Origin of the sequence: Xenorhabdus cabanillasii (assembly GCF_003386665.1) — a bacterium.
Taxonomy (GTDB): domain Bacteria; phylum Pseudomonadota; class Gammaproteobacteria; order Enterobacterales; family Enterobacteriaceae; genus Xenorhabdus; species Xenorhabdus cabanillasii.
On the sequence record NZ_QTUB01000001.1, the window covers coordinates 3,819,000 to 3,842,463 of the forward strand.

At 42.3% G+C, this 23,464-nt stretch carries 14 protein-coding genes and 2 pseudogenes; 5 read left to right on the plus strand and 11 right to left on the minus strand.

Annotated features, from left to right (window positions below):
- Positions 1 to 90 precede the first annotated feature (90 nt).
- The 10 genes and pseudogenes from BDD26_RS17095 to BDD26_RS17140 form a co-directional block, all read right to left on the minus strand.
- Positions 91 to 4,191, minus strand: a complete 4,101-nt coding sequence (locus tag BDD26_RS17095; RefSeq protein WP_115827221.1) for a Tc toxin subunit A-related protein — start codon at positions 4,189 to 4,191, stop codon at positions 91 to 93.
- Positions 4,184 to 7,765, minus strand: coding sequence for a Tc toxin subunit A (locus BDD26_RS17100; protein ID WP_115827222.1), 3,582 nt, complete (start codon positions 7,763 to 7,765; stop codon positions 4,184 to 4,186). Before BDD26_RS17100 ends, BDD26_RS17095 begins: the two co-directional genes overlap by 8 nt.
- Positions 7,766 to 7,848: 83 nt before the next feature.
- The gene (locus BDD26_RS17105) at positions 7,849 to 9,489 is read right to left on the minus strand and encodes a glycosyl hydrolase family 18 protein (RefSeq protein ID WP_115827223.1); all 1,641 of its coding nucleotides are present in this window, start codon (positions 9,487 to 9,489) and stop codon (positions 7,849 to 7,851) included.
- 595 nt (positions 9,490 to 10,084) lie between these two features.
- A complete protein-coding gene (gene flhA / locus BDD26_RS17110) occupies positions 10,085 to 12,172 on the minus strand; it encodes a flagellar biosynthesis protein FlhA (protein WP_115827224.1) in 2,088 nt (695 codons plus the stop codon).
- Positions 12,165 to 13,316, minus strand: coding sequence for a flagellar biosynthesis protein FlhB (gene flhB, locus BDD26_RS17115; protein ID WP_115827225.1), 1,152 nt, complete (start codon positions 13,314 to 13,316; stop codon positions 12,165 to 12,167). The genes flhA and flhB overlap by 8 nt, the downstream gene beginning before the upstream one ends.
- 206 nt (positions 13,317 to 13,522) lie before the next feature.
- Positions 13,523 to 14,749 carry an MFS transporter gene (locus BDD26_RS17120; RefSeq protein WP_115827226.1) on the minus strand — a complete coding sequence of 409 codons (1,227 nt, stop codon included), beginning with the start codon at positions 14,747 to 14,749 and terminating at the stop codon, positions 13,523 to 13,525.
- A 14-nt stretch (positions 14,750 to 14,763) separates the two neighbouring features.
- A complete protein-coding gene (locus BDD26_RS17125) occupies positions 14,764 to 15,480 on the minus strand; it encodes a 2OG-Fe dioxygenase family protein (RefSeq protein ID WP_115827227.1) in 717 nt (238 codons plus the stop codon).
- 12 nt (positions 15,481 to 15,492) lie between these two features.
- On the minus strand, positions 15,493 to 16,854 hold the full coding sequence (locus BDD26_RS17130; RefSeq protein ID WP_115827228.1) for an ATP-grasp domain-containing protein: 1,362 nt from the start codon (positions 16,852 to 16,854) through the stop codon (positions 15,493 to 15,495).
- A 29-nt stretch (positions 16,855 to 16,883) separates the two neighbouring features.
- On the minus strand, positions 16,884 to 18,053 hold the full coding sequence (locus BDD26_RS17135) for a KamA family radical SAM protein (protein WP_038260406.1): 1,170 nt from the start codon (positions 18,051 to 18,053) through the stop codon (positions 16,884 to 16,886).
- Between the two features lie 145 nt (positions 18,054 to 18,198).
- Positions 18,199 to 18,546, minus strand: a pseudogene (locus BDD26_RS17140) (alanine:cation symporter family protein); the annotation flags it as partial.
- Positions 18,547 to 18,651: 105 nt separating this feature from the next.
- On the opposite strand from BDD26_RS17140, the pseudogene BDD26_RS17145 reads away from it, so the two are divergent.
- The 5 genes and pseudogenes from BDD26_RS17145 (at position 18,652) to BDD26_RS17165 (ending at position 22,944) form a co-directional block, all read left to right on the plus strand.
- A pseudogene (locus tag BDD26_RS17145) lies at positions 18,652 to 19,417 on the plus strand (tyrosine-type recombinase/integrase).
- A gap of 876 nt (positions 19,418 to 20,293) precedes the next feature.
- Positions 20,294 to 20,422, plus strand: a complete 129-nt coding sequence (locus BDD26_RS20580) for a hypothetical protein (protein ID WP_280524531.1) — start codon at positions 20,294 to 20,296, stop codon at positions 20,420 to 20,422.
- Between the two features lie 207 nt (positions 20,423 to 20,629).
- Complete coding sequence (locus BDD26_RS17155) at positions 20,630 to 21,052, plus strand: helix-turn-helix domain-containing protein (RefSeq protein WP_069202359.1); 423 nt, start codon at positions 20,630 to 20,632, stop codon at positions 21,050 to 21,052.
- Positions 21,053 to 21,289: 237 nt separating this feature from the next.
- On the plus strand, positions 21,290 to 22,129 hold the full coding sequence (locus tag BDD26_RS17160) for a HipA family kinase (RefSeq protein ID WP_051502583.1): 840 nt from the start codon (positions 21,290 to 21,292) through the stop codon (positions 22,127 to 22,129).
- Positions 22,126 to 22,944: a DUF3037 domain-containing protein gene (locus BDD26_RS17165; RefSeq protein WP_038267090.1), complete on the plus strand. Its 819-nt coding sequence runs from the start codon at positions 22,126 to 22,128 to the stop codon at positions 22,942 to 22,944. The genes BDD26_RS17160 and BDD26_RS17165 overlap by 4 nt, the downstream gene beginning before the upstream one ends.
- Here BDD26_RS17165 and BDD26_RS17170 read toward each other — a convergent pair.
- On the minus strand, positions 22,936 to 23,346 hold the full coding sequence (locus BDD26_RS17170; protein WP_115827583.1) for a tail fiber assembly protein: 411 nt from the start codon (positions 23,344 to 23,346) through the stop codon (positions 22,936 to 22,938). The genes BDD26_RS17165 and BDD26_RS17170 overlap by 9 nt on opposite strands.
- Positions 23,347 to 23,464 lie beyond the last annotated feature (118 nt).

Consider the following 23,464-nt stretch of genomic DNA (forward strand, 5'->3'; position numbering starts at 1 on the left):
TGAGAAACTCCAATCGTTTTTCCTGTTCAGCCTCCTTTTCAGAAGGCTGGTTCATCATGAAATCATCTGTAACAAGCCAAGACCATGCGGTTATGAGTCCACCGTTTTTGATTCTGCCAGTAGTTTCTGGACAGCTTTGCCAAACGCAGAAGAACCTGCTTTAGCCGTGTATCTGACGTGCAGAATGACATCGGTCAAGCTGTCAAGATTTTGTGTCCGGTTAGTGAAGGCGAATGTCCAGCTTGATTCGACGCCAGATCCTTCAAATGGTAAGAAACGTTCATCATCAAAATTCAGTGTGAACATTCCGCTGTCATTCATTCCACTGGACAAAGAGATCTGCTGGTTAGGATGGATGCTACGTACCCAATAGGGAGAATCAGCATTAAGGCCATTTTTCAGTACCTTTTCCATGACCTGAACATCGGCTTTTACCATGCGGGCATTGACGCCCAACGATAACTGCGCACAAATATCTTCATAAGGTCCCACCAGCATAGGAAGGGAAACTGAAACAGATTTAATTCGACGATGAGAAAGGTTGGGATAATCCTTTGCAAAATCGGCTTCTTGCAAGTTGAAAGTGATTGCTGAATGTTGTTTCAGCGTCTCCAGGTCCTTATCCCACATCTCTTTGCGGAGTTCTTTCAGTGAGATAGTTTTAGTAATTTCTTGCAAACGTGAATTCTGTTCAATGTAGGTACGTTCCATTCTCTGCAATGCCAATTTCAGAGTTTCACCAGACATCAGCCCCTGATAAAAATCATTCCAGCTGCTGCCTTCAATAAAGGTCTGCTCTGAATCCAGTTCATACTGCAATGAGGCTTCCGCAGAAAGACACAGTGATGAAACTGCATCATAAGCTTGCAGATATAAGTTTGACAGTTGGCTTATCATCCATGTGTACAGGCTTTCATTAGTAAAACGACTGGAGAAATAATCCAACAATTCCAATGATTTTTGTTGTTCAGCTTCAATCTGTGCCAGCCGTTTAGTCGCGGCCTCCATTTGCAGGTTTTGCACATTAATTTGTTGATCAATGGAATTCACTTCCCATTCTGCCTGTTTGTACTGTATTTCCCACTCTTGACGGCGACGGCGATATGATTCTGACACACTCAAACTGTCAGCTTTGATACTGTCAGATTGATGTTTGATCATAATGATTTCAGCTGCGGCATTTAATGCAGCCCCCCAGCGCGATCCTCCTACCGCCAACCCATAAATGTTGGGCAACATATCCAATGCCGCTGCACCGGTACGCAATGTTTGAGCGGCCAGTAAAGAAGAAGCTGATTGGGCTTGAAGTTCAATTACCTGTTGTTCTGTTGGTGAAATATTTTCGTCATGCAGAGATTTGAAATGTTCATATCTATCCTGTGCGGCTTTCTTACTGATTTGCAACGCTTCCAGGCTAGCCTGATTAATATTGATTTCCTGCTGTTGCAGATCTATTGAAAAACGGTACAGATCGCTGTTCTGGAGCATTTGGTATTTTTCAAAGCTCAGGCTTTCCTTACGTTCCAGCAGACTCAACAGGGTGCTGCCGAACTGGATCAATGTATCAACCCCACCTTTGGCACGTGCCAGCATTGGTTCAAAACGGTAATTGGGAGGATTGAAATTCATTCGGCTGGCATTACGTGCTGTCACTACACGTTGGTAACGCAGATTCATCAGGCCCCGTGGAGAGATTTTTTCATCATACAACGCCATGTTAATCTCTTTACCATCCAACGTAAGGTTATGCCGCAAGTTATAAATCCGGTTTTCAAGGCGATCCCAAAGTGCGGTCAGATCGTTGTTGATCGGTTTCATAAACAGATCATTGTCAATGGCACGGATGGTGTTATCGTGAACAACCGGAATGTGCGGCAATGGCTGACTTTGCATCTCCAATTGGCGTAGTTCACTGTTATCGTATCGGTAAAGCGCATCTTCCAATGTCAGCGGCTGCCAGTAGCTGGCTAATTGCACATCAGGGCGTCGGCCAAGCAGCGAACTGGCCGTGGCATAACTCAGACGGGCAATGGTTCTTGCCGTAGGCTGTAGTTTTCGATACTCCATATCACCCTGATCTATCAGGTTTCTGACCAGGAAACAGAAAATCGCCTTGCGATAGTGGATCGGTTCGCCAGAAGCAATGGCATCAGGATCACTGGGCTGCATCAAACTGTAAGTCTCTTTGGGATCATCAAGCAATGGACGACTGTTCCAGTAACGCGGTTTTCCCTGTTTCAATGCAGGTTCATCTTCATTTTCATAAGGATCAAACAGATATTTAATCCAACGACTGGCTTCTTCAAAACGCTGTTCGACATTAAATCGCCATGCCACCAGAAACGGCATATGGAAGAACAATTCCCAGAAATAGATACCGTTCGCTCCTTCCAGATCAATCGGTACTGAACCGCCGCCAGAGATGGATTCTTCATGCAGGTTTTGGGTTTCCCAACTCAGTACCAGTTCCAGCTTTTTGCTTGCTTTACTGATGAGTTCTCTGGCAAACAACGTATTTAAGCGGATCTGTTTACCGGAATACCAAACGGGTTTTGACTGATTATCAGGGAATTGCAGATATTGAGTCTGTTTGCTCTGTTTGATCTGGAATTTTTCCCGCAATAATTTACCGACACTTAGTGTGATCTTAATTCTGCCACCAATATCGTCACCCTCTTCTTTCGGCAGGCTGAAACCAGTAACAACAATGATATCTTTCAGGTCATCACTGCTACACCGTTTCACGCGGGTACTCAGCTTAATTTCATTCTTTTGAAAATCTTCCTCTGTCAGTACACTGTAATCAAGCCAGCATCGGGCACCATTTTTGTCTTCCAGCCAAATGCAATACAAAATATTTTTACTTTTGCTGAAATCGTATTTGTAGGTGGAAGTAGAGGTCAGATACATATCCAGTGTATCTTCCACATAATCTACACTAAGATTGAAATCTTCCTTATTACCCAGTTTGCCCTCAAATGTCGTTTTTCCCTCAATTGGCCATTTTCTATTGATATTAACGGGATAGAGGATGAGCTGATTGAACTCTTCCATTCCCCCATTATCGGGTTCACGGAAGAAAAACCAAACCAGCTTATTACCATAATCATCCTGGTCAGAGAGATGCGTTGTTGAAGGAGGAAGATCTGAAGAAGCCATCAGCATATTGTCACAGATGTAGCTGAATACTTCGTCATAATCATAGGACTTCCCATTTCCATCTTTACCCTGAAGACGGGTAAAGGCCACCAATGCCAAACGCTCTTCTTTTCCTGTCCGGTCAAGTACAGCGATCATTTTATCCATAGCATGATCCAGTACTTCTCCGCGAACTGTTGTGCCGCTGCTCCAAGTACCATCAAACCCCAGATGCGCTATATTGAGCTTGGTTCGGTAGCGAATTATTGTGCTCTCTTTATCATCTTTCTCTTCTGAAACCTCAAACCAGCCAATATAGAGGCGATTGTTCATGATCACCGGACGAACAATACCGTTGCGGGCATTTTCCAATGGCACACTGATGGGTTTCCACTCACTCCAGGCTGTGGGATACAGCTCATTGGTCGCAGTGTTGCGCTGTATCATATCCAGTGAGCGCCAGAAGTAACGATAAGGTTGGGTCCGGGTTCTGGCAATGAAATAGGTTTTATCATTAGCAACGTCTATGCCATTTTCATAACCGGAAAGGACTTCCAGATTACTCACTTCTTCAAACTGATTCAGATAACCAAGGACTGCTTTTTGTGCCGCATCATCGGTCAGTTTTCCCTGATTTAATGTACTTTCCAGTTGAAAGAAAAACTCCGTTTTTGTCAGGCGCAGAGTCGGATCAACATAAATTTCGGGATATAGCCTGAGTTGCTGGTTGGCTGACCAATAACCATAACGGTTGGCAAACTCCTGCCAATCGGCGATCTCTTCCTGAGTCATGGCAAGGCCCGGCTCCAAATTGAGCATAATGCGATTAATATACTGTTGTACCGATTGAGTAACATAAGACAAACGTGAAGTGGTCACTTTTGAAGAAACTTGTGTATCCAACAAAAGATAATCATAAAGATCATCAACGTTCTTGATTTTCTCACGATCACGCTGGAAATCCGCTCCTTTAGGAACAATTTGCCCAAGATAATAATCGACCAGAGCATCACGCAAATCTTCTTGTAATTTTGCTTCAATGGAATTAGACATTCTCAATATCTCCTTGCGCTTTTAAGGCCGCCATAACCGCTTCACCAACGCTCTGGTAGAGGTTGAAATCAGTGCTGATTGTTAATTCGCTGGTATCCCATAAGGTTTTCACTGACAGGTTTGTATTGGTTGCAAGTTGCTGCAACCTGCGTAACCAGTCGATATGGAGTAGATTTTGTGCCTGTGGAGGAGTTAATGCTCGCAAAGTACAAGCCAGATAGATTTCATTGGCATCCCATCCCAGAATATCTGCAAGGATATCTGCACATGTTTCACTGTGATCATCAATGCCATTTCTGGTTGTTTTTCTATCGGATTGTGACTGACTGGAATGATCCTCATTCGCATAAGTGAAATAATCATACAACTTGTCTTCGTTCTGATTGGCGCTGTTCACCAAATCTTGATAACGAGTCAAAGAATATATTTCATCCAATGACAATGAGTTTGAGGTTTTGTTATTTAACACACCAAGCCATGCTGGTTTTGTCAGGAGCAGTAACAACAAGTTTTTATTAATTTTTAGTGTGTTGATGATTTGAGTATAGATAAGCAGGCTGTAGGTTAAATCGGTAAATTGGCTACTGAGATCCGCTGCGGTTTCCGGTACTCCCGCCAGGATCATATTCAAAACTTGATAAACATTACTGCCTAACCAGCGAAGCTGTAAAGGAACCAGGCCCTTTTCCACGCCATATTCCGCTGCAATCGCACTGGATAGCAGATTATCCTGTGCATTTTTGGCCTGAATCAAAAGCTGGACCACGATATTAATGGCATTATCCGAAACCGCTTCCTCTTCAGCAAACAATGCCTTGACCTTCTCCCTGATTTGATTTTCCTCTGTTTTGTTCCACTCTGGTGGAATATCTAATACCAACCCTTGCTGATTAAGTAGCCCATGTTCCCCTGTCAGTAATGCCCACCAGTCGATTCCAGCCAGCTCTGGACGGATAAAAGCCGACGATGATAAAAGTACGTTTTCAGATAACCCGGCAGCAATACCTTTAAAGAAAGTGACCATGCTATCAGTAGGTACAACAGGCAATACTGTTTTACCCAGTATCAGGGAAAATTTTGCCGCCGTCATTTTGCTTTTCACCAGCCAGGCACTCATAATCTCCATTTTCATGATGAAGATAAGAAGACTGTTCTGTTCCGCACTACTGGCAGAAGTATTAGTCAGAGGGAAAACAGGCGGCTTAGCCAGATAACCGTGGTCATTCGTCAGAATATCAGCAAGAATCAATCCATCTTCTGTGGAAAGACCAAAGGTGCGAGGAATACTCACTAAACGGTAGAGGCTTGAGACAACATCAAGATTACGTTTTAATTTTCCAGGCATCGCAGACTGTATTGGCGTATGCACATTTTCAACAAGCGGGGCGATCAGTTGGAACGTCACAGAAGAAATGCCCAACCCTGCACAAAGTTGTTTGATCGTTTTGGCATCATCTCCTTGAGTTGCCATATAATTGAATTCTGTATTATCCAGTACTAACGGCTGATCAAACAGTTTTGTCTGATTAAAGAGCTGGTCAAAGAATGGCACGTTATCGTTGATTGAAAATGGTGTTACCTGATATAGCCAACTGGCAAACATTTCCGCTGTCACTTTGTATTGAACGTTCAGATGCCGGAATAGACCTAATGATTTCAATACATTATCCGTAATTCTCATATCCAGATTATTGGTTTCAGCTTTTATGCCAGAAGCCAGCAAGAGATCAAGCTGATGATAAGGCAAATCAAACCAACGCTGTAAACGGATAAAACGATTTAATCTGTCATAACGGAATTGTGATACTGCCTTGATTTCACGCCCATCATCTGTTCGGATAATTTCCAGCGCATCACGTTGCCCGGCATTAATATAAACACCACCATAATGATAAGGTGCGGGAAAAGTCACCGAAGTTTGTTCACTACTGAAAATCGTGTTAGAGAAGTGAACATTCGGGGAAACAATTGGCCGATATTTGCCACTGCTAAACAGATTTTCAAGTTCAGTAACTTTGCTATTAGTTTGATCACCAAAAACAGTCAATTGCTTGAGCTGGACACTTTGCCCTTCTGACAGGCCATAATTGTTTTCAAAAAAATTATTGGCTTGTGGTGATAATTCGGAGGATGGTGTACCAGACTTAGCAATCGCTAACTGATAGCTCATAGCCCGAAATACGACGCCATCTATTTGATCGACAACTTGTCCAATTTGTTGATTATTTTCTGCTGGAATAGCGGCGTAAATGGTCATATTGGCAAAATATGGCCCTTCATCCAGATTACCGATGTCAGGGTTATCACTTTCCAGATAGGTCAGTTTTAGCTGTCGGCTGAAAGGTGGAGAGTTATCAAACGGCACCATTCTTGCCTTGATACGGTAGTAAGTTAAAACGTTTTCTGCCCGCAGTTTAATTGTGATGGTTTTACCGGCCTGATTTTTACAGGTGATGGAAAGGGTGTCATAAGCATTGGGAGAATTTTCAACTAATTTCGTTGGCCCGTTTATACCTTCCTCTTGAGCAACAATATAAGCGTGTCGTGAAATATCTTTTTCAGGCACCAGCTCGGTAGTACTGCCACTGTAGTAAGACTTCATCAATTGGTCACGTGACAGTAAATTTTCAGAAAAATGAGCAGGTTCAGTTAATATCTCAATTTGTTCATTGCTCAATTGTGTATAGGCCAGCAAAATCTGATGGTTTTTTGCAGTTCCTGTACTCCACGGAAATTGTGTATCTGCTTGCTGGATCACGGCACCTAATTCGGTGTTATTTTCTGCCAATCCTCTATTGATTTGTTGAGTGGCTAAATTATAGGGCAACGTAAAGGGGAAGCGGGTTTCTCCCAACACCTGATTAACGGGTTTAGTGGCTTCTCCTGTCTGGTCAATATATTTTCTGGCACTTTCAGACAACACATTATTCACGATAGTCAGGGCACGCACCTCTTTATAAAGTGCCTCACTGTCCAACATCAGCTGTGAGATATCTTCCCGTCTTGTTGCCAGTACTCTTGCCTGATTAGTACCATCGACTTCGATTTGCTGAACAAATTTATAAAGATCAAGTAAGTAATTCGCTGGACTATCAAGGGATTCAATGGCATCTGGCTGACAAAAATTATCCCACGGTTCTGGGAACAGGCTGCTATAGTCAGGTAGTTTTCCAACTTGTCCGCCAGCATTCTGATACTCTGCGCCTGAAATTCGGAATGGTGCTTTTTCCCTATCATGTTGCCTGAGTGAATTTTGCCGATAATGCTGAACCAATTGGTTAGCCATACTCACAGCTCTGTCAAAGATAATCTCAGCATAACCGGTCAATGACTCATTATGACGTTTAATAAAACGCTGCTTTGACACACTGACAATATCGAAAATAGAGTGATAGCCTAAATTTTTAAGTGCATCAGCCAATGAAAATGTCGTGGATGAATATTCTTCTTGTGGAGATGTGATTTTTTTTGTTGGTGCTAAATTAGATAAAGGTATTTCTGCCGCCGCCGTTAATAATGGTGAAACTTTTTTCATATTCTGCGGCCCGTCAGAATAATCATGGTTCTTACTCATTTTTATTATCCCATTTCAGTGATTCGGTGCTAACTCAGCAAACAGTTATCAATTAAATAACCATCTGAAGATGATATTGAGAATTAAACACAATCCTTGCATTGTGGCTCCTTGGGTTTATCGTAAGAAGGGAGATTATCGTCATCAAAATAAAATGGTGACATATCAATAACCTGATCCTTAACTTTACGTCCCAAACCTTCGTGAGCTGCGTTGGTTAATAAGCCATTATCCTGATCACCAGACCAAATAAATAAGCCACCTAATCCTTTTTCTTTGACATAACGGGCTTTTTCTCTGACAGAGCGTGGCGTGTCCAATGACATAAAGACTTGCAGCTTTTCGTTATAAAGGTAATCTGCCTGTGCTATTTCATCGTGGATAATTTCATAGCCATTACGGCCTATGCCATTTTCGAAATCAACATAGTTATAAATAACGTCTGTCCACTCAATAACTGCGGATTCGAAACTGCCTACAACATTACCGCTTCCGGTATAAGTGCCTTGCAGTGGACTTTGACTGCTAATAACTGCACCTTTCGCATTACGTGTATAACCCGAATAACCGATAAAAATCTTTTCCTTATCAATGCCAAGTTTAATTAAATGCTGGACAGCATCATCAACGGAATATTTGGAATACGTATCGTCTTTATTACGATACAGGTTGGTATGGTGAGAAAGTTGACCATCACCTAAAGTGAAAAAGTCATAAGTCATCAAATTAATGCCTGTAACTCCAGCGGCCATTAATTCAGGAATATGGGCATCATCAATTTTTTCCGGATCGCCGGAAGCCGCAATACTAATTCCATTTAAATTAGAAATATTGGCAGCCTTTATTTCTTCAATCAGTTTTTTATAATAAATATAATCATCTTTATCAAACTGATTTCCCATTCCCGCAGATCCGGGATATTCCCAGTCAATATCGATATGATTGAACATCGGGAAACGATTGAATAGATCTTTCAGCCCCTCAACAAACTGTTTACGGTGAGTATCATCGCGGCAGATATCATAAAAAGCGCCACTCATTGACCACCCACCAATACTGACGGAAATTTCCAGATTGGGATCAGCTTTTTTCAGTTCACGAAAGCCACCGAGTAATCCTTTGGCTTTGTCCTGGTCATATATTGTTGGATATGGATCGAAAGCACCACTTTCAAAACCGCAGTTAAAGTACGCACTGACATCTGCCCACGGGTCAACTGGGATCGGCCAACCCATGTATTTTTCGAGGGCACTATTCTTATCTGAACCAAATCCCCAGCTTACCGCAGCCGATAAAATAGTATCCCCTTTTGGCCCCTTATCACCAATGATGCCAGCAAAGCTGAATATCAATTTCTTAAAAGGACTACCATTGGTTGCATCACCTTTAATGCGAGTTAAATCAGCACCACGACCGCCCTGATTTTTTAATACCTCCTCTGAAGGCGATGCTTCTACCGCTCTGCCATCGTATTGTGCCCAATCAGTAAAATAACACGCGATACTGAAATCATCGTTATCTTCATAAGTATTAAACACTGTCTTGGCCATACGAGTAGAAGTGTAGGTCAAGATATCCGTGCTCTCGGCGGGATCATAATTGTTAAGTTTATAAGTTTTTTGCGTTGCCTCTTTACCATAACCTTTAAGAGCACCTTCATGTTGATATCCAGGATCAACACCATACACGAGATTACTTTCTGTATTCTTTTCAGTTTTATCCATTTTATACCTCATTATTATTACATTGCTGCTAATAAACAGAAGATCCTTTATATAATTTGAATATTAAAATTTGAATATTAAAAATAGTTAACCTGAATCCAGATTAAGAATATTCTTTGCTAAAAATAGGCTTATCAACCGTACTACAAATGAAATATGCCTGTCTAGTTTTCAAATTTAATATCATTATTAACATTAAATTATTTTTATAATATTTAAGACCTATTTCATTAGATTCTCAATTTTCTTATCGGATAATAGGAAGTAAATTATATTTAATAACATATCCCCACCCAGAAGTGGCTCTATCTCAAGATGAATTATTATTTTTGTATGTACTATATAAATATTGAAGAGATATATTTAAAAAATAATCAGGCCAGACATTATTTATCAAACACTAATAACAGGATATGTCCGAATTAGCAATTTCATAAAGAGAGAATTAAAATTCTGTTTTGAGTCAGTTCCAGATGAAATGAGAAAACAACTGCAATGGCAGGAGCCAGAAGATTGATTATTTCTATAATAATAAGGTGATCACCGTAGTGATCACCTTATATTTGTTATTATGCCGAAGACTTGACGGCCAGCGCTATCTTGTGCCCCCAATCGTCGCCGTCATTCTTATCTGACGGTTATCGGTAATTTCAAGATTGGAAAGCACAACCAATCGGGGCAGTACACGACGCAGAAAACGAGACAGCAACGGACGCAGTGCGTGGTTAACCAACAACACTGGTGGTGCACCGAGCATTTCCTGACGCTCCAGTGCTTCTGCCGCCTGATGTTCCAGACTTTCAGCCAGTCCCGGCTCCAGTCCACCACCGCCCTGCAATGCCTGGAGCAGAATACGTTCAAGGTTTGCATCTAAGCCAATCACTTTAATTTCATCCGCACCGGGGAACCATTGTTGAGCAATCGCCCGCCCAAGAGCAATACGGATAACGGCAGTCAGTTCATAAGGGTCAGTTTGTACCGGTGCATGTTCAGCCAGTGTTTCAATAATGGTGCGCATGTCACGGATCGGTACTTGCTCCGCCAACAGGTTTTGCAGAACTTTATGTAACGTGGTCAAGCTGACGACATCAGGAATAAAGTCTTCTGTCAGTTTCGGCATTTCCTGACTGACGCGCTCAAACAGTTGCTGTGCTTCCTGTCTGCCAAATAGTTCACTGGAATGCTGTGACAACAAATGGTTCAGATGAGTTGCCACAACAGTACTCGCCGCTACGACAGTATAACCCTGTACCTGTGCCTGTTCCCTTAAACTGTCATCAATCCAGACAGCCGGCAGTCCAAAAGCCGGATCTTTGGTCAGGTCCCCCTGCAATTCACCTACCGCACCGCCCGGATTAATCGCCAGCCAGCGTCCCGGATGAGCTTCACCGCGGCCAATCTCTACTCCTTTCATCATGATACGGTAGCTGGCTGGTGCTAATTCAAGATTGTCACGGATATGAACAACGGGAGGTAAATAGCCCACTTCTTGCGCAAACTTTTTACGGATACCACTAATACGCCCAAGCAGTTCACCATTCTGGCGGAAATCTACCATCGGAATTAACCGATAACCGACTTCCATACCCAGTGGATCTTCCAGTTGCACATCAGACCATGAAGCTTCTGCGGTTTGCTGTTGCTCTTCTGCCACTTTCATCTCTTTGTGTTGTACCGTAAATGGATCTTTATCCCTGCGAAGCAGGAAGTACCCTACTCCCGCCAATGCCGCGGTAAACAACAGGAAAACAAAGTTAGGCATTCCCGGCACTAAACCAAGCAAACCCAATACACCGGCACTCAACATCATAACTTTGGGGTTGTTGAAAAGCTGAGTCACCATTTGCTGGCCGACATCTTCATCGGTTGCTACACGGGTCACGATAACACCCGCTGCCGTAGAGATAATCAGCGCAGGCAACTGAGCAACCAGACCATCACCGATGGTCAGCAATGTATAGGCTTCTGCCGCATCATTCAAACTCAACCCATGTTGGGCAACACCGACAATCAAACCTCCAACGATGTTGATCACCAGGATCATCAACCCGGCAATGGCATCGCCACGCACGAATTTACTCGCACCATCCATCGAGCCGTAGAAGTCGGCTTCTTGTGTGACTTCTGCGCGCCGTTTCTTGGCTTCATCTTCGCCTATCAAGCCGGCATTCAAATCGGCATCAATTGCCATCTGTTTCCCAGGCATCCCATCCAGTACAAAACGTGCACCGACTTCAGCGATACGTCCTGCACCTTTGGTGATCACCATAAAGTTAATCAGGATCAAGATAACAAAGACAACGATACCAATGGCAAAATTACCCCCGACAAGGAAGTGACCGAAAGCTTCTACGACTTGTCCTGCCGCTGCCGTTCCTGTATGCCCTTCCATCAGAATGATACGTGTGGATGCGACATTCAGTGATAAACGCAGCAATGTTGAAAACAGCAAAATCGTCGGAAAAGCCGCAAAATCCAGCGTCCGACGTGTAAACATCGCCACCAGCAAAACCATGATGGAAAGTGCGATATTAAATGTGAACAGTAAATCAAGCAGGAATGGTGGTAGCGGCAGTACCATCATCGACAAGATCATGAGGATGAGTACAGGCCCCGCAAGCATTTGCCACTGGGAGCCTTTTATATTCCCCGGTAAACGGAACAATGAGGCCAGATTAGCCATGACGATTATTCTCTCCAGCAAAATCCAGTGCTGGCGGCACTGGCAGATTTTCAGGTGTTTTTGGTTTCAGGCCACCTTCCCGTTTCCAACGTTTCAATTGGTAAACCCAGGCAAGCACTTCAGCAACGGCAGCATAGAGTGCCGCCGGAATAAAGCCACCCACTTCAGCATGACGAAACAACGCTCGCGCTAATGGAGGGGCTTCCAGTAGTGGAATGCGATTTTCCGCACCAATCTCTTTAATACGCAAAGCAATGAGTCCCGCTCCTTTCGCCAATACTTTAGGCGCACTCATTTTTTTACTGTCATACTGTAAAGCAACGGCATAATGGGTCGGGTTAGTGATAATAACATCCGCTTTTGGCACATCCGCCATCATCCGCTTACGTGCAGCCGCACGCTGTTGTTGGCGAATTCGCGCCTTTACGTGTGGGTCTCCTTCTTGTTCCTTAAATTCATCCTTGATCTCCTGACGGGTCATTTTCAATTTTTTCAGATGGCTGCGGATCTGATAAAACACATCAAACGCCACCATCGGTATTAACATAAACAAGACAACGTAGCCTGCAAAAATCAACATCAGCATGGCATCATTCAATGCTACCAAAGGTGTTTGGATAGTCAGATTCAGCATGGCAGGCCAATTCGCCCAGATAAACAGAGCGGCTCCCCCTCCTACCATTGATGCTTTCAAGATGGCCTTGAACAGTTCCGCCAATGCGTTCATGGAGAAGATTTTCTTCAGACCAGCAACCGGGTCCAGTTTGGCCAGATCAAATTTGATGGATTTTGAGCTGAATATCAGTCCTCCCATCAATGTCGGCGCACTCAAAGCAATCAGGATCAGGCCGACAAACACAGGTAACAGTGCCCAGACTGCCTGTTTTAATAAGCGACCAACCTGCTGTACCATCTGCTTATCATTACTGACCATGTTATGGTCAAAGTTGAATCCTTCGAATACCATCAATGAAAGTTCGTGAGTGATCGATTGTCCGCTCATCCAGAGCAGACTGACGCCTCCTGCTAACATCAGGATAGAAGTGAGTTCCTTTGAACGTGCTATCTGCCCCTCTTTACGCGCTTTTTCCCGTTTATGGGGCGTGGGTTCTTCGGTTTTTTCGAGATCGCTATCTTCAGCCACGGCTTTCCTTGATGAGCATTCGTTATTGCATGCAGGAAATTAGCCCCTTACAAATCTCAGCAAAGGACAAATAAAATTGTGCTAAGCATGACAAAAGTCAGGAAATTCAATGGCAAGAACACTGCAAAATTTGCAGGGGTATTTGCGGCATTATATCCGATGGGTTTCAAGATGCCGCAATTTGAAAAACAACGGGTATATAATATTTATGCCTTACTGGAAATATAACGCCGCCCCCATATCAGAATGATGGCCAATACTGTTAGTGGCAGGCCGTGGAAGATAATGATAACGCTGGATGGCGTCAACCAGACGTAAAAAGGGGCAACCAACAACATACCTATTCCAAAACCCGTCATCTGTAATAGAGTCAGCAAACTAAAAATGGGCAGTCGCAGGCTTTCCGGTTCACTTTGCGCACGGGATATCAGACTAACTTCTGCAATTCCATCACCAATTCCTGCCCATACTGCAAACAACAATAACCAAAGCTGGCTGGTTTGCTGGAAGGTAAGGATAAAGCCCGTTGACATTAATGCAACGCCGAGGAAAAACAATTTTTCCATTTTCAAGATGTCGCGATTGCGTAACAGGTAACTGGTCAGGCGTGCACCACTGAATTTTCCTATCGCCCATGTCGCCAGTAACAACCCCATTACAGCACTGGCATTATCAGGGTTCAGTAGCTTAGAAATAATGGGAAAACCGACATTATGGGCAGCGCTGCCCAGTGTATCCGCCAGACTCAGAAGCAACATCCCGGCCAGTACAGGTGCTCCGCGTAATCCGAGACGCAATTCTCGCCATTCGTTCCCCAATGCCCGCGATCCCTGCTGTTCAGGCGCAGTGAGAAAACGCAGTGGCATAATCAATATTGCGGCCAACAGATAAGTGATGATATTAACGATAAAAACCATCTCATAGCCACGACTGGCGACCAACAGACCGGATACCAAACTGCCGAGCACTGCGCCTGTAGCAGCGACCGACGTCAGCCAGGAATTTGTTGATATACGTTGTGAGGCATGTACCCAATGCGGAAGTTGACTGTTCAACCCAATCGCAAACATTGAGTTGCCCAAACCGATACCGAAAGCAATGATCGGTAAGATCAGTAACTGCTGTGAAACCGGGAATATCAATAATAAGGACAGCAGCATGACTCGCAATAAATCGAAACAGACCAAAGGCCATCGCCCTGTATATCGCCGGAAAAACGGCGTACCGATTAAGCTGGCAATAACTCCACCCGCAACACGACAAGCAAGAAAAATACTGACATGTATTACGCTATTACTGAGCAGGTAAACGTAAGTGGATAACGCTACCATATTCAGAAATGCGCCAAAATCGGATATAAATCTTGCGCTAACGATAAATAAGGCATTACGACCAGACCAACGCAAATCCAGTCTATTTTCCTGACTTGACATTATTATTAGCTCTCTTATTGTTCAGGAAGTTGCCGGAAAGTCACTAGCAATAGATCCCGAAATGCCGCAGTTGCAGGAGATACTTGTCGAACATGGCTGGCTCGATGATAAAGTTGTTTATCATTGATTGTGAGCGTTTCAAGAAATTGTTGCATTGCTGTTTGCAATAAAGGTGGGGCTTCATTCTCTGTTAAGTGAACTTCAGAAATAACAGGTGCAATATTATGGCTCTGAATAAAGTGCATAAAGATCCAATCCTGTCCATCCTGATGAATACCAGAAGTTGTCGGGCTCTCTTTGCCGGAAAAAGCTTTTACCCGGAACTGGTGGATATCAATCGAATAGCGACAACCTTTCGTTAAACGCTCACCTAAGATGGCAATATCTGTAGCAAGAATATGTTGCATGATGGGGTGAGTAATAAAAGTTTCCTCCGAATAACTCAGTTGATTGGCGCCTTTTTTATATTCAATATCATAGGTTACTGGTGATTGATATTCACTATTCCGATTAAGTTGAAGTGGGTTTTCTGTGTCTGGGTGATAACAATAGCGTAGAATACGTCTTTCCCGATGAGTGTAATTTTTGAAATTCTGATCTAATACCAAATTATCCCACTGATTTTTAAATGTATGAGCTTCTTCTTCCTGATATGAAATCAGTTCACTGAAATGTGGAATATGGCAATAATGATTATTCATTAAACGTGCCGAAATCTCTGCAATTCGCATAGAGTAACACCCTTATGAAAGTGGAATAACGATCGGTTTTACATTCTCTATCATTTCGTTGTGTAGTGTATGAGCATGGGAGGCATCATTAACTTTTGCCCAGCACCTGAACAGGTAATGTTCTTCTGTTTCCGCATTGATGTCGTAACCAGCGGGTTGAGACAAGCATTCAATAACATGTGGATTATTTTTGATGTATTCAATATTTTTTATGCCCAGAAAATGACCGCTATTTTCAGGATACATGACTATCATAGAGTAATGCTGTTTGGCAGTTGCAGCCTGCTTTTGCCCTTGTATGATCTGCGTATCAATATCTTTTTCTTGCAAAAGAATAGAGAGATAAAGCTGATAAGGATCTAACCCGGCAAGATCACGAAATGCGGAGTTCACAAACAAGCCACCAAGACGTGGATTAATCTCAATGACCACCGGGCCATCCGCAGTCATACGAAATTCAAGATGAGCAATGGCATGATTCAATCCGACTGCTTGTATACAAGCGATAGCATAATTTCTGATTTGTTCTTGTTCTGAAGCGGTAAATGAAACCGGAGGAGCAATGAGCAGATTTTCTAATACCGTATTATCTTTTTCTGTCAGAATAAGTTTTTCATTTATTAATACCGGATGGACAGTATCCTGGGTAATTGCACATTCGACAGTACCTTCAATACCCTGGATATATTCTTCCAGTAACATACTTTGCCCCGGCTGGTTAAGGTATTTTGTGCCTTCAGGAGTAGAATATGTTTGAGTATTTCCAAGAAAATCCACTGAGGCTGAGTGCTTATAGTAAGCTGTGAATGTTTGGTAATGAGCTTGCAATTCAAACCAGTTATAACACTTTTTAATAAAAGCTGAGCTTGCCCCAAAAGGCGGTTTTGCCATCACCGGATAACCAATTCTATTGGCTTGCTTATATAACTCCTTTTCACTGTTACATAGTGCATGGCGTATTGTTCTAATTCCATGCTTTTGTAGTGCCTGACGCATAAGGAATTTGTTGTTGCAGGTAGCAATGGAAGCGGGGGAAGTATAAAGTAATCCAATTTTTTGACATATTTCGGCAACAATACAACCCATTTGTCCGCTGGCAGAAGCATGCCCTGCGTGACAAAAAATAGCACACAAATTATAAGACTGCTGCAAACGGGTAACGCAGTCTTGCAAAGATTCAAACGATAATGATTCCAATAAGAAAACTTCATCACTATCAGTAAAAAGCCGTTCTGTATTCTGGCGTCTTTTATGCGCTACAGTCAGACAAAACAATCCCATCTTTTTTGCTGCAACAAAGTGAGGTTCCCGATAGGTATAACGTGCTACCTCAGCTTCATCAACATCAACAAACAAAATTGCATTAGGTTTCATTTGATATCCTTGAAATACAATAAATAGGATTAATTATCTAACCATTCACATTGCTCATTTTTCCAGTTAATAAAACGGTAATAGCGTTGACTACCACGCGTTTCGAAATATGGTATTTCATCAGGATCAATAAACAGTGGTACGGTAAATTTTCCCTGCATATGTGGCAGAACATATTCCGGCAAGGCAATATTCGAAACCCGACGTTTGAGTTTTTTCATAATAGTAATGGCGTCATTAATCGAGGCTTTATATTCTGAAGATCCCGGCGAGAAAGGCATAAAATGATAGAGATAGTAAGGTTTCACTCCCATACGATAGAGCCCGATAAACAACTTGTGGAGTGTTGCTTCATCATCATTAATTCCACGCAAGAAAGGCATATTGGAAAAAACAATCGGTACAACACGTTGGATACGACGTACAGCAGACCGGAATTCTTCACTTAACTCCAATGGGTGGCAAACATGCACACCAAAGGCATTAACACCGTATCTTTCCAAAATTTCTATCAAAGTATCGGTAATACGGTAAGGATTGAATGTAAGAACACGGGAATGAATACGGATCAACAAATCATCCCTGATTTCTCTGATTGCAGCGAGTGACTCAGCTAACTTGTTATCCGTCAGCATGAGGGGGTCACCGCCACTCAGGATAACTTCTTCGATTGAAGGTGTATTTCTAATATATTCAAGAGATTGTTGGAAAGAATTACGGCCTGCATTGGATTTATTTGAATCAACTTTTAATGTCCGCAATGCTTCAAAGCAGAATTGACAGTAGGAGTTACAGGCATTGACCATACGTAAAATGACGCGGTTATCATATTTATGCTGGCAAATGGGCGTCTTCATATCATCATTAAGTTCCCAGTTTTCTGATTCACTATCATAACCATTCAGCTCTTCTTCACTCCAGAATGGTACAACCTGCCGCCAGAGCGGATTTGCCGTGATATCCTCAGATTGGTTGGTTGCTAAGATTCGCCGCAGATAGTAAGGCGTAATCTGCATCTTTTGTCCCTGTAAATTTTGTTGGATGCGCTGAGTTATCTCTTCACTCCATCCACCACAAACAGAACGTAAAGTAGCTTCATCACGTACAGCATTTTTTTGCTGCCAACGCCAATCAGCCCAACTTTCAGTAGAATCAGCCAGAATCTGCTGTAAATGAGGTACTACATTGCTGGTATTCATTGCCGGTCCTTATAGTTATTATTTTACTAATAATATATACCTCCTCATAAATAGCATGTCCCCATATCCCAGTCCGTGCGTTCAGGCTGATAACGCTCTGCTTGAGACATGGAAACTATTCCAATTTATATTGGCTTAATAATTATTAATCTGTTTTCATTGCGGTTTTAATCTCAACACTACTTGCCTTCATCTCAATGCTAACCGCATTAACATCATGGATATGGTCTTTCGTCAGGCGGTACACAACCGGACTTAACAGCGCAATCGCAATTAAGTTAGGGATAGCCATCATGGCATTGAGTGTATCTGCCAGTAACCAGACAAAATTCAGTGATTGAGTTGCGCCAATCGGTAACGCAATGATCCAGATAATACGGAAAGGAATAATGGCTTTTGCCCCCAGTAAGTACTGAATACATTTTTCACCGAGAAGGCTTGAGTTACAGTCACCAATTGCTATAGCATAGAAAAACGCCCACGCGCAGATGGTACAATCCGTTACCGCTGTACTGTTGGGGCTAAATCTGGCGGTAAATATATTTACAGAGAGAATCGCACATTCGGGAAGCAATCTCATGCTAAAACATGGGGTGCTATGCGGGCGGCTGAACTAGAACGAAATGGGGTCTCCACGCAGAATGATACCGAGGATTTAACAGTTGGTGATCTGCTGCATAAATATCTCAATGATCCAGACCTAGGTGGAAAAGCAGGAAAAACTAAAAAATATGTGCTGAATATGCTCTTAGATAGTGACTTGTCAAAACTAACACTTTCTGAGTTATCAGTTAGCCATATTATCGAATATTGCAAGCAAAGACGTTCTACTGGTATTACCCCTTCAACCATTAATCATGATGTCAGCTACTTAACGTCAGTGTTAAAATCAGCCAAGCCAATCTACAACATAGATTATGTATCGAACCCTGCGTATGAAGCGCGCCCTTTATTAATTCAGATGGGATGATATAGACCCCAAACAAAGATCTGTCATCGTGAGAGACAGAAAGGACCCAAGGAAGAAGGCAGGTAATCATATGTCAGTTCCTTTGTTAGGTGATGCCTGGGAAATTGTTCAGCGTCAACCAAAGAAAAGTGAGTTAATATTTCCTTATAATCCTAAAAGTGTATCGGCTGAATTCCAAATAGTCCGTAATGACTTGGGTATCCAAGATCTCCGCTATCACGACCTACGCAGAGAAGGCGCGAGCCGCTTATTCGAGGCTGGCTTCTCAATTGAGGAGGTGGCACAGGTTACTGGTCATCGCTCACTAAATGTATTATGGCAGGTATACACAGAATTGTACCCACAATCACTACACGAAAAATTCAATAAGCTTATGCAGCAGAAGAAAGAGTGAATTACAAAGGGCAGATTCTACCCTTTACTTTGCGGGATAATTTTTACCTACACAAACTTTGCAGGCTCTTAGTGCAGGCCTTGGATTCGGAATGTTCCAAGATCACGCACGGCACACACCTCCACGATGTCAGCATCAACACGAAGAGCTTGTTTGATATTCATTGAGATTACCTCAATCGGCCTACCGCCAGCTTCACCAGAAGGTTTTACGAAACTTTCGTAAAACTCAGTTAGTGACCAACAAAAAATCCCCGCGATGGGCTATTTTTTTACTACTGGTTCATTACTCCTGCTTAAGGAGGGGTAGTTCTTAAGTGACTGTAATTCATCGTAAAGCACATTTGCCTTACGTTAACTTGCTGATTTACTTCATGATTCAAAAATCCGATCATCTTATGACCAGACTGCATATTTGCAGTGTGCTTATGTTCCAGCCCATGAAATAACCCATTGATTCTTCCGAGGTCCTCACTTTGGCTCGGTACTCAGCCCGATTTTCGGCTCAGTTCCAATCGGCGGAATTTTTCGCTGGAGAATCTACCTATTTAGCCGGGATCGCCAATCTGACGGTCAGCGGAGAAATCAATGAGATAACTCATTGTTTTTTTTCCGAGGCCGTCACTTTGACCATCCCGACTATATGATTTTTATTAATTATAACGAATCGCGAGAATTCCGGTTCTCTGGCGGAAATAAGGGATATCAGGGGTTGGAAAGAGGGGGAAGTAAGCCAATACTTAAGCCACATAGATAAGGGGGCTTTTCGATTTATAAGCTGTTTTGCATATTCAGGTTCAGGTTCAGAAGCAACTTCTTCAAGATAATCACTTACCTGAGCCTCAAGTTTGCTAATTGCTTCATCAAAGGAGCCATTATGACGCAACAATATGATTTCGAAAAAATTTTTGAGTTACTTGATAAAATGGAGTTGTGTGTAAATAAAGTTAGACATCTAAATCATCAATTAAATAAAGGCCTTAATACAATCCCTAAAGCTGCCTAATTTAAAATCAATGCTCTTGCAATAAAGCCCTCCCCGCGAGGGCTTTTATATCAATAACTCCCCACCCCGCTCACAATTCCCCACAAGTGTAAAAATTTATTCCCTTATTAATCAAATAATTATAATAAAAACAAGAAAAAACAAATTTGCTTGTTTGTCAAATACAACTTTTCTTGTGAAAATTAGGGATTAGACACAGGAGTACATATGTCAATTTCAGAGCGCGTCAGAAATCGCAGAAATGAGCTAAACCTAACCCAAGTGGAGTTAGCCGCTCTCGCTGGCGTTAAACAGCAATCAATTCAGCAACTGGAAAGTGGCGCAACAAAGAGGCCACGGTTTTTGCTCGAATTATCTCAGGCTTTGAAATGCTCATTAGAATGGTTGCAAAATGGAACAGGAGAACCTAACCCGGAGTCCCAGCGGCCTAAGGTTATCCAGCCGTCTAACACTGAACCTTCTGCAAGCTATAGAAAACTGACCAAAGAACAAGAGGAGCTGCTGGATCTATTTGATAGTTTACCCGCAAAGGAAGCGGCTCGATTTTTGCGCGAATTGAAAGCAAAATCAGCGCATTTTGCTGTAATTTTCGCCGAGATGCTGGCGAAACATGGCAACAAAGCAAGTTAGCAGAAGAATTTTCATCTGTAAATCATTACGTTACAAAATGTTATTCTGATCATATTTTTTAATATAGGCCGCATCTAGCGGCCTCCGGTTCTGTATCACAGATCAGACTATTTCCAATCGGAAGGTTGGTAAAAGTAATTTAGTATCATACGCGTGCAATTTAGAGCGCAAATGTTGAATTTTATGTTTGTTACTAGAATTGCGAGATTGCATGTCGCATATAATGAGGAGCAATATGTGGTGAAACAAGATGATGAGATAAAACCGGAACATAAGGAGCTAACGGAACAAGAGCCGCTTTTCAGTCTTGAAATTATTGAACTTAGGCCTGTTCTTGGCAATACAGCTCATTTAAAAAACACCGCTATTGCCTCCGATGGTTTGGAGTATGCCATCAAAGGGATTAGTGACGGCGAAAATTCGTTTGTGAAAAATGTTCCATATCCAAAACAAGTTCCAGCATCGGAGTGGTTTTGCTCAAAATTAGCGGAAATAAGTGGTATTCCAACTCCAACTTGCAGAGTGCTTTTTTACCCTGATAACAATGAATATTTTTTTGGTTCACAATATGATTTAGCCTCATTACCAACCGCAATCGATCAAGCAAACATAGTACAATCTTTAATGTCGGATGATCCGCTATTAAGACGGCAATTTTGGGCAATCTATGCATTTGATCAATTTGTCTATAATGTAGACAGACATGTTAATAACTATCTGTACTCAACGAACCGAGATGGGCATTTCATATGTAAAGCCTTTGATTTCAGTCTTTCTTCTTTGGTTATGGGTTGGCCAAATAAATATAACGACATGCTCATACCTAACGGAATGAACACCACTAATGTATGGTCCGCAATAAAAAACTTGACATCATTTGATAAATCATGTAAAGACTACGCTCTAAAAGTTTTAGGCTATATAGATAAGATAGAAGTTGAATCAGTTGATAATATTTTTAGTCAAATGCCAGAAAGCTGGATAAATCCACTGCAAAAAGAAGCGCTTATATCATGGTGGGGTGGAAGCGGAAAGAAAAAACGAGTGAATTCTGTTAGAAACGAGGTGTTAAAATGACAAAATATAGTTATAGCGTTATCCGGTTAACACCAAATCCCGTGAGATCTGAGTCAGTCAATGTTGGTTTGGTTATCATTACCCCTGACGGTCCCGATGTCCGTACTATTAACTCGTTTTCAAAAATAAAAGCCATCACTAATAATTATAAGCCCGAAGATCTATCAAATCTAAGCGAACAACTGGAAACGATTCTTTATAGTAAACTTCCCCTTGAGCAAGCCATAAGTCTTTACCAGGGCGCCATATCTTTATCCCAGCCCGGCTGGTTTGTTGCAAATGATGAAAATGAATATAACAAAAAATTAGATGAAATTAATAAGCTGTTTATAACTCCAGAAAGGGCAACTAGAACTACGCCAATAACCCAGAAACGGATTTTAACCGAACTAAAAGAGCAGTTCGATAAGGCGGGAATTTTAGGGAAAAACATAAGTGATATATCTCACCATAAAGTAGTAACTAAATACCCATTATCAGAAAATGAAGGCTTGTATGCAGAGCTTTTATTGAAAAATGGAGCTTATCATCTCACTGAAACGCTGGATTTTAGAAGCCCCAACCATAAGCAAAAGATGGGAGATTCAGCACTAAAAGCGGTAACAATGGATAAAGCCAGAACTGTATGGCCTAATGCGGTAAATACGTTTCTTGTCTATGCTGCTGATATTGAGCATGAAAAGCTTTACCATAGCCAATTATTGTTAATAGATAACTATGCTGACAAGATGTTTAATATATTGAGTAAGCAAGATATGGCTAATTATTTTGAGCATATGTTTACTGCTGCAAGTCAAAATATGAAATTAAACTAACCCTTCAGCCCTCCCTTCGAGGGCTTTTTTATGCCTGTCACACCCACTATCAGAGGCTATCGCCCCTGTCCTTACTTCGGCGTGGATATCGGGGGCGGTGGAACAGTCTACCCGGTTGAGTAACACACAGTATTTTTTCCACTCTGTCAGTGCTGCCAATTCTCCGTCCGTGGCTATTTTCAAATCGACGGCATATTGCAGCGGGGCAATAGCGTTTGCAACCTGTGACATTCGGTATTGTTTTTCCCGCTCCGCCCGCTGCTGTAACTCCGCCGGTGTAGGTGGCGGATTCGCAATCGCCAGCGCCTCAGCCTCGGAAATGGGCGTTAAACCTGATTTTACCCGATTAACATTCTCATACGCATAAATTTGTCGTGTTTTTTCATCAACGTAATATTTCATCTCAACTCCAGCCAATCTAATATTCCCCTTTCGTTTCAATCCGGTATGTTGATTCAGGTGGCACAATAAACGTGACACAACCGGGTTGATCATCCGTATTTGTTGCATTCATACGGAT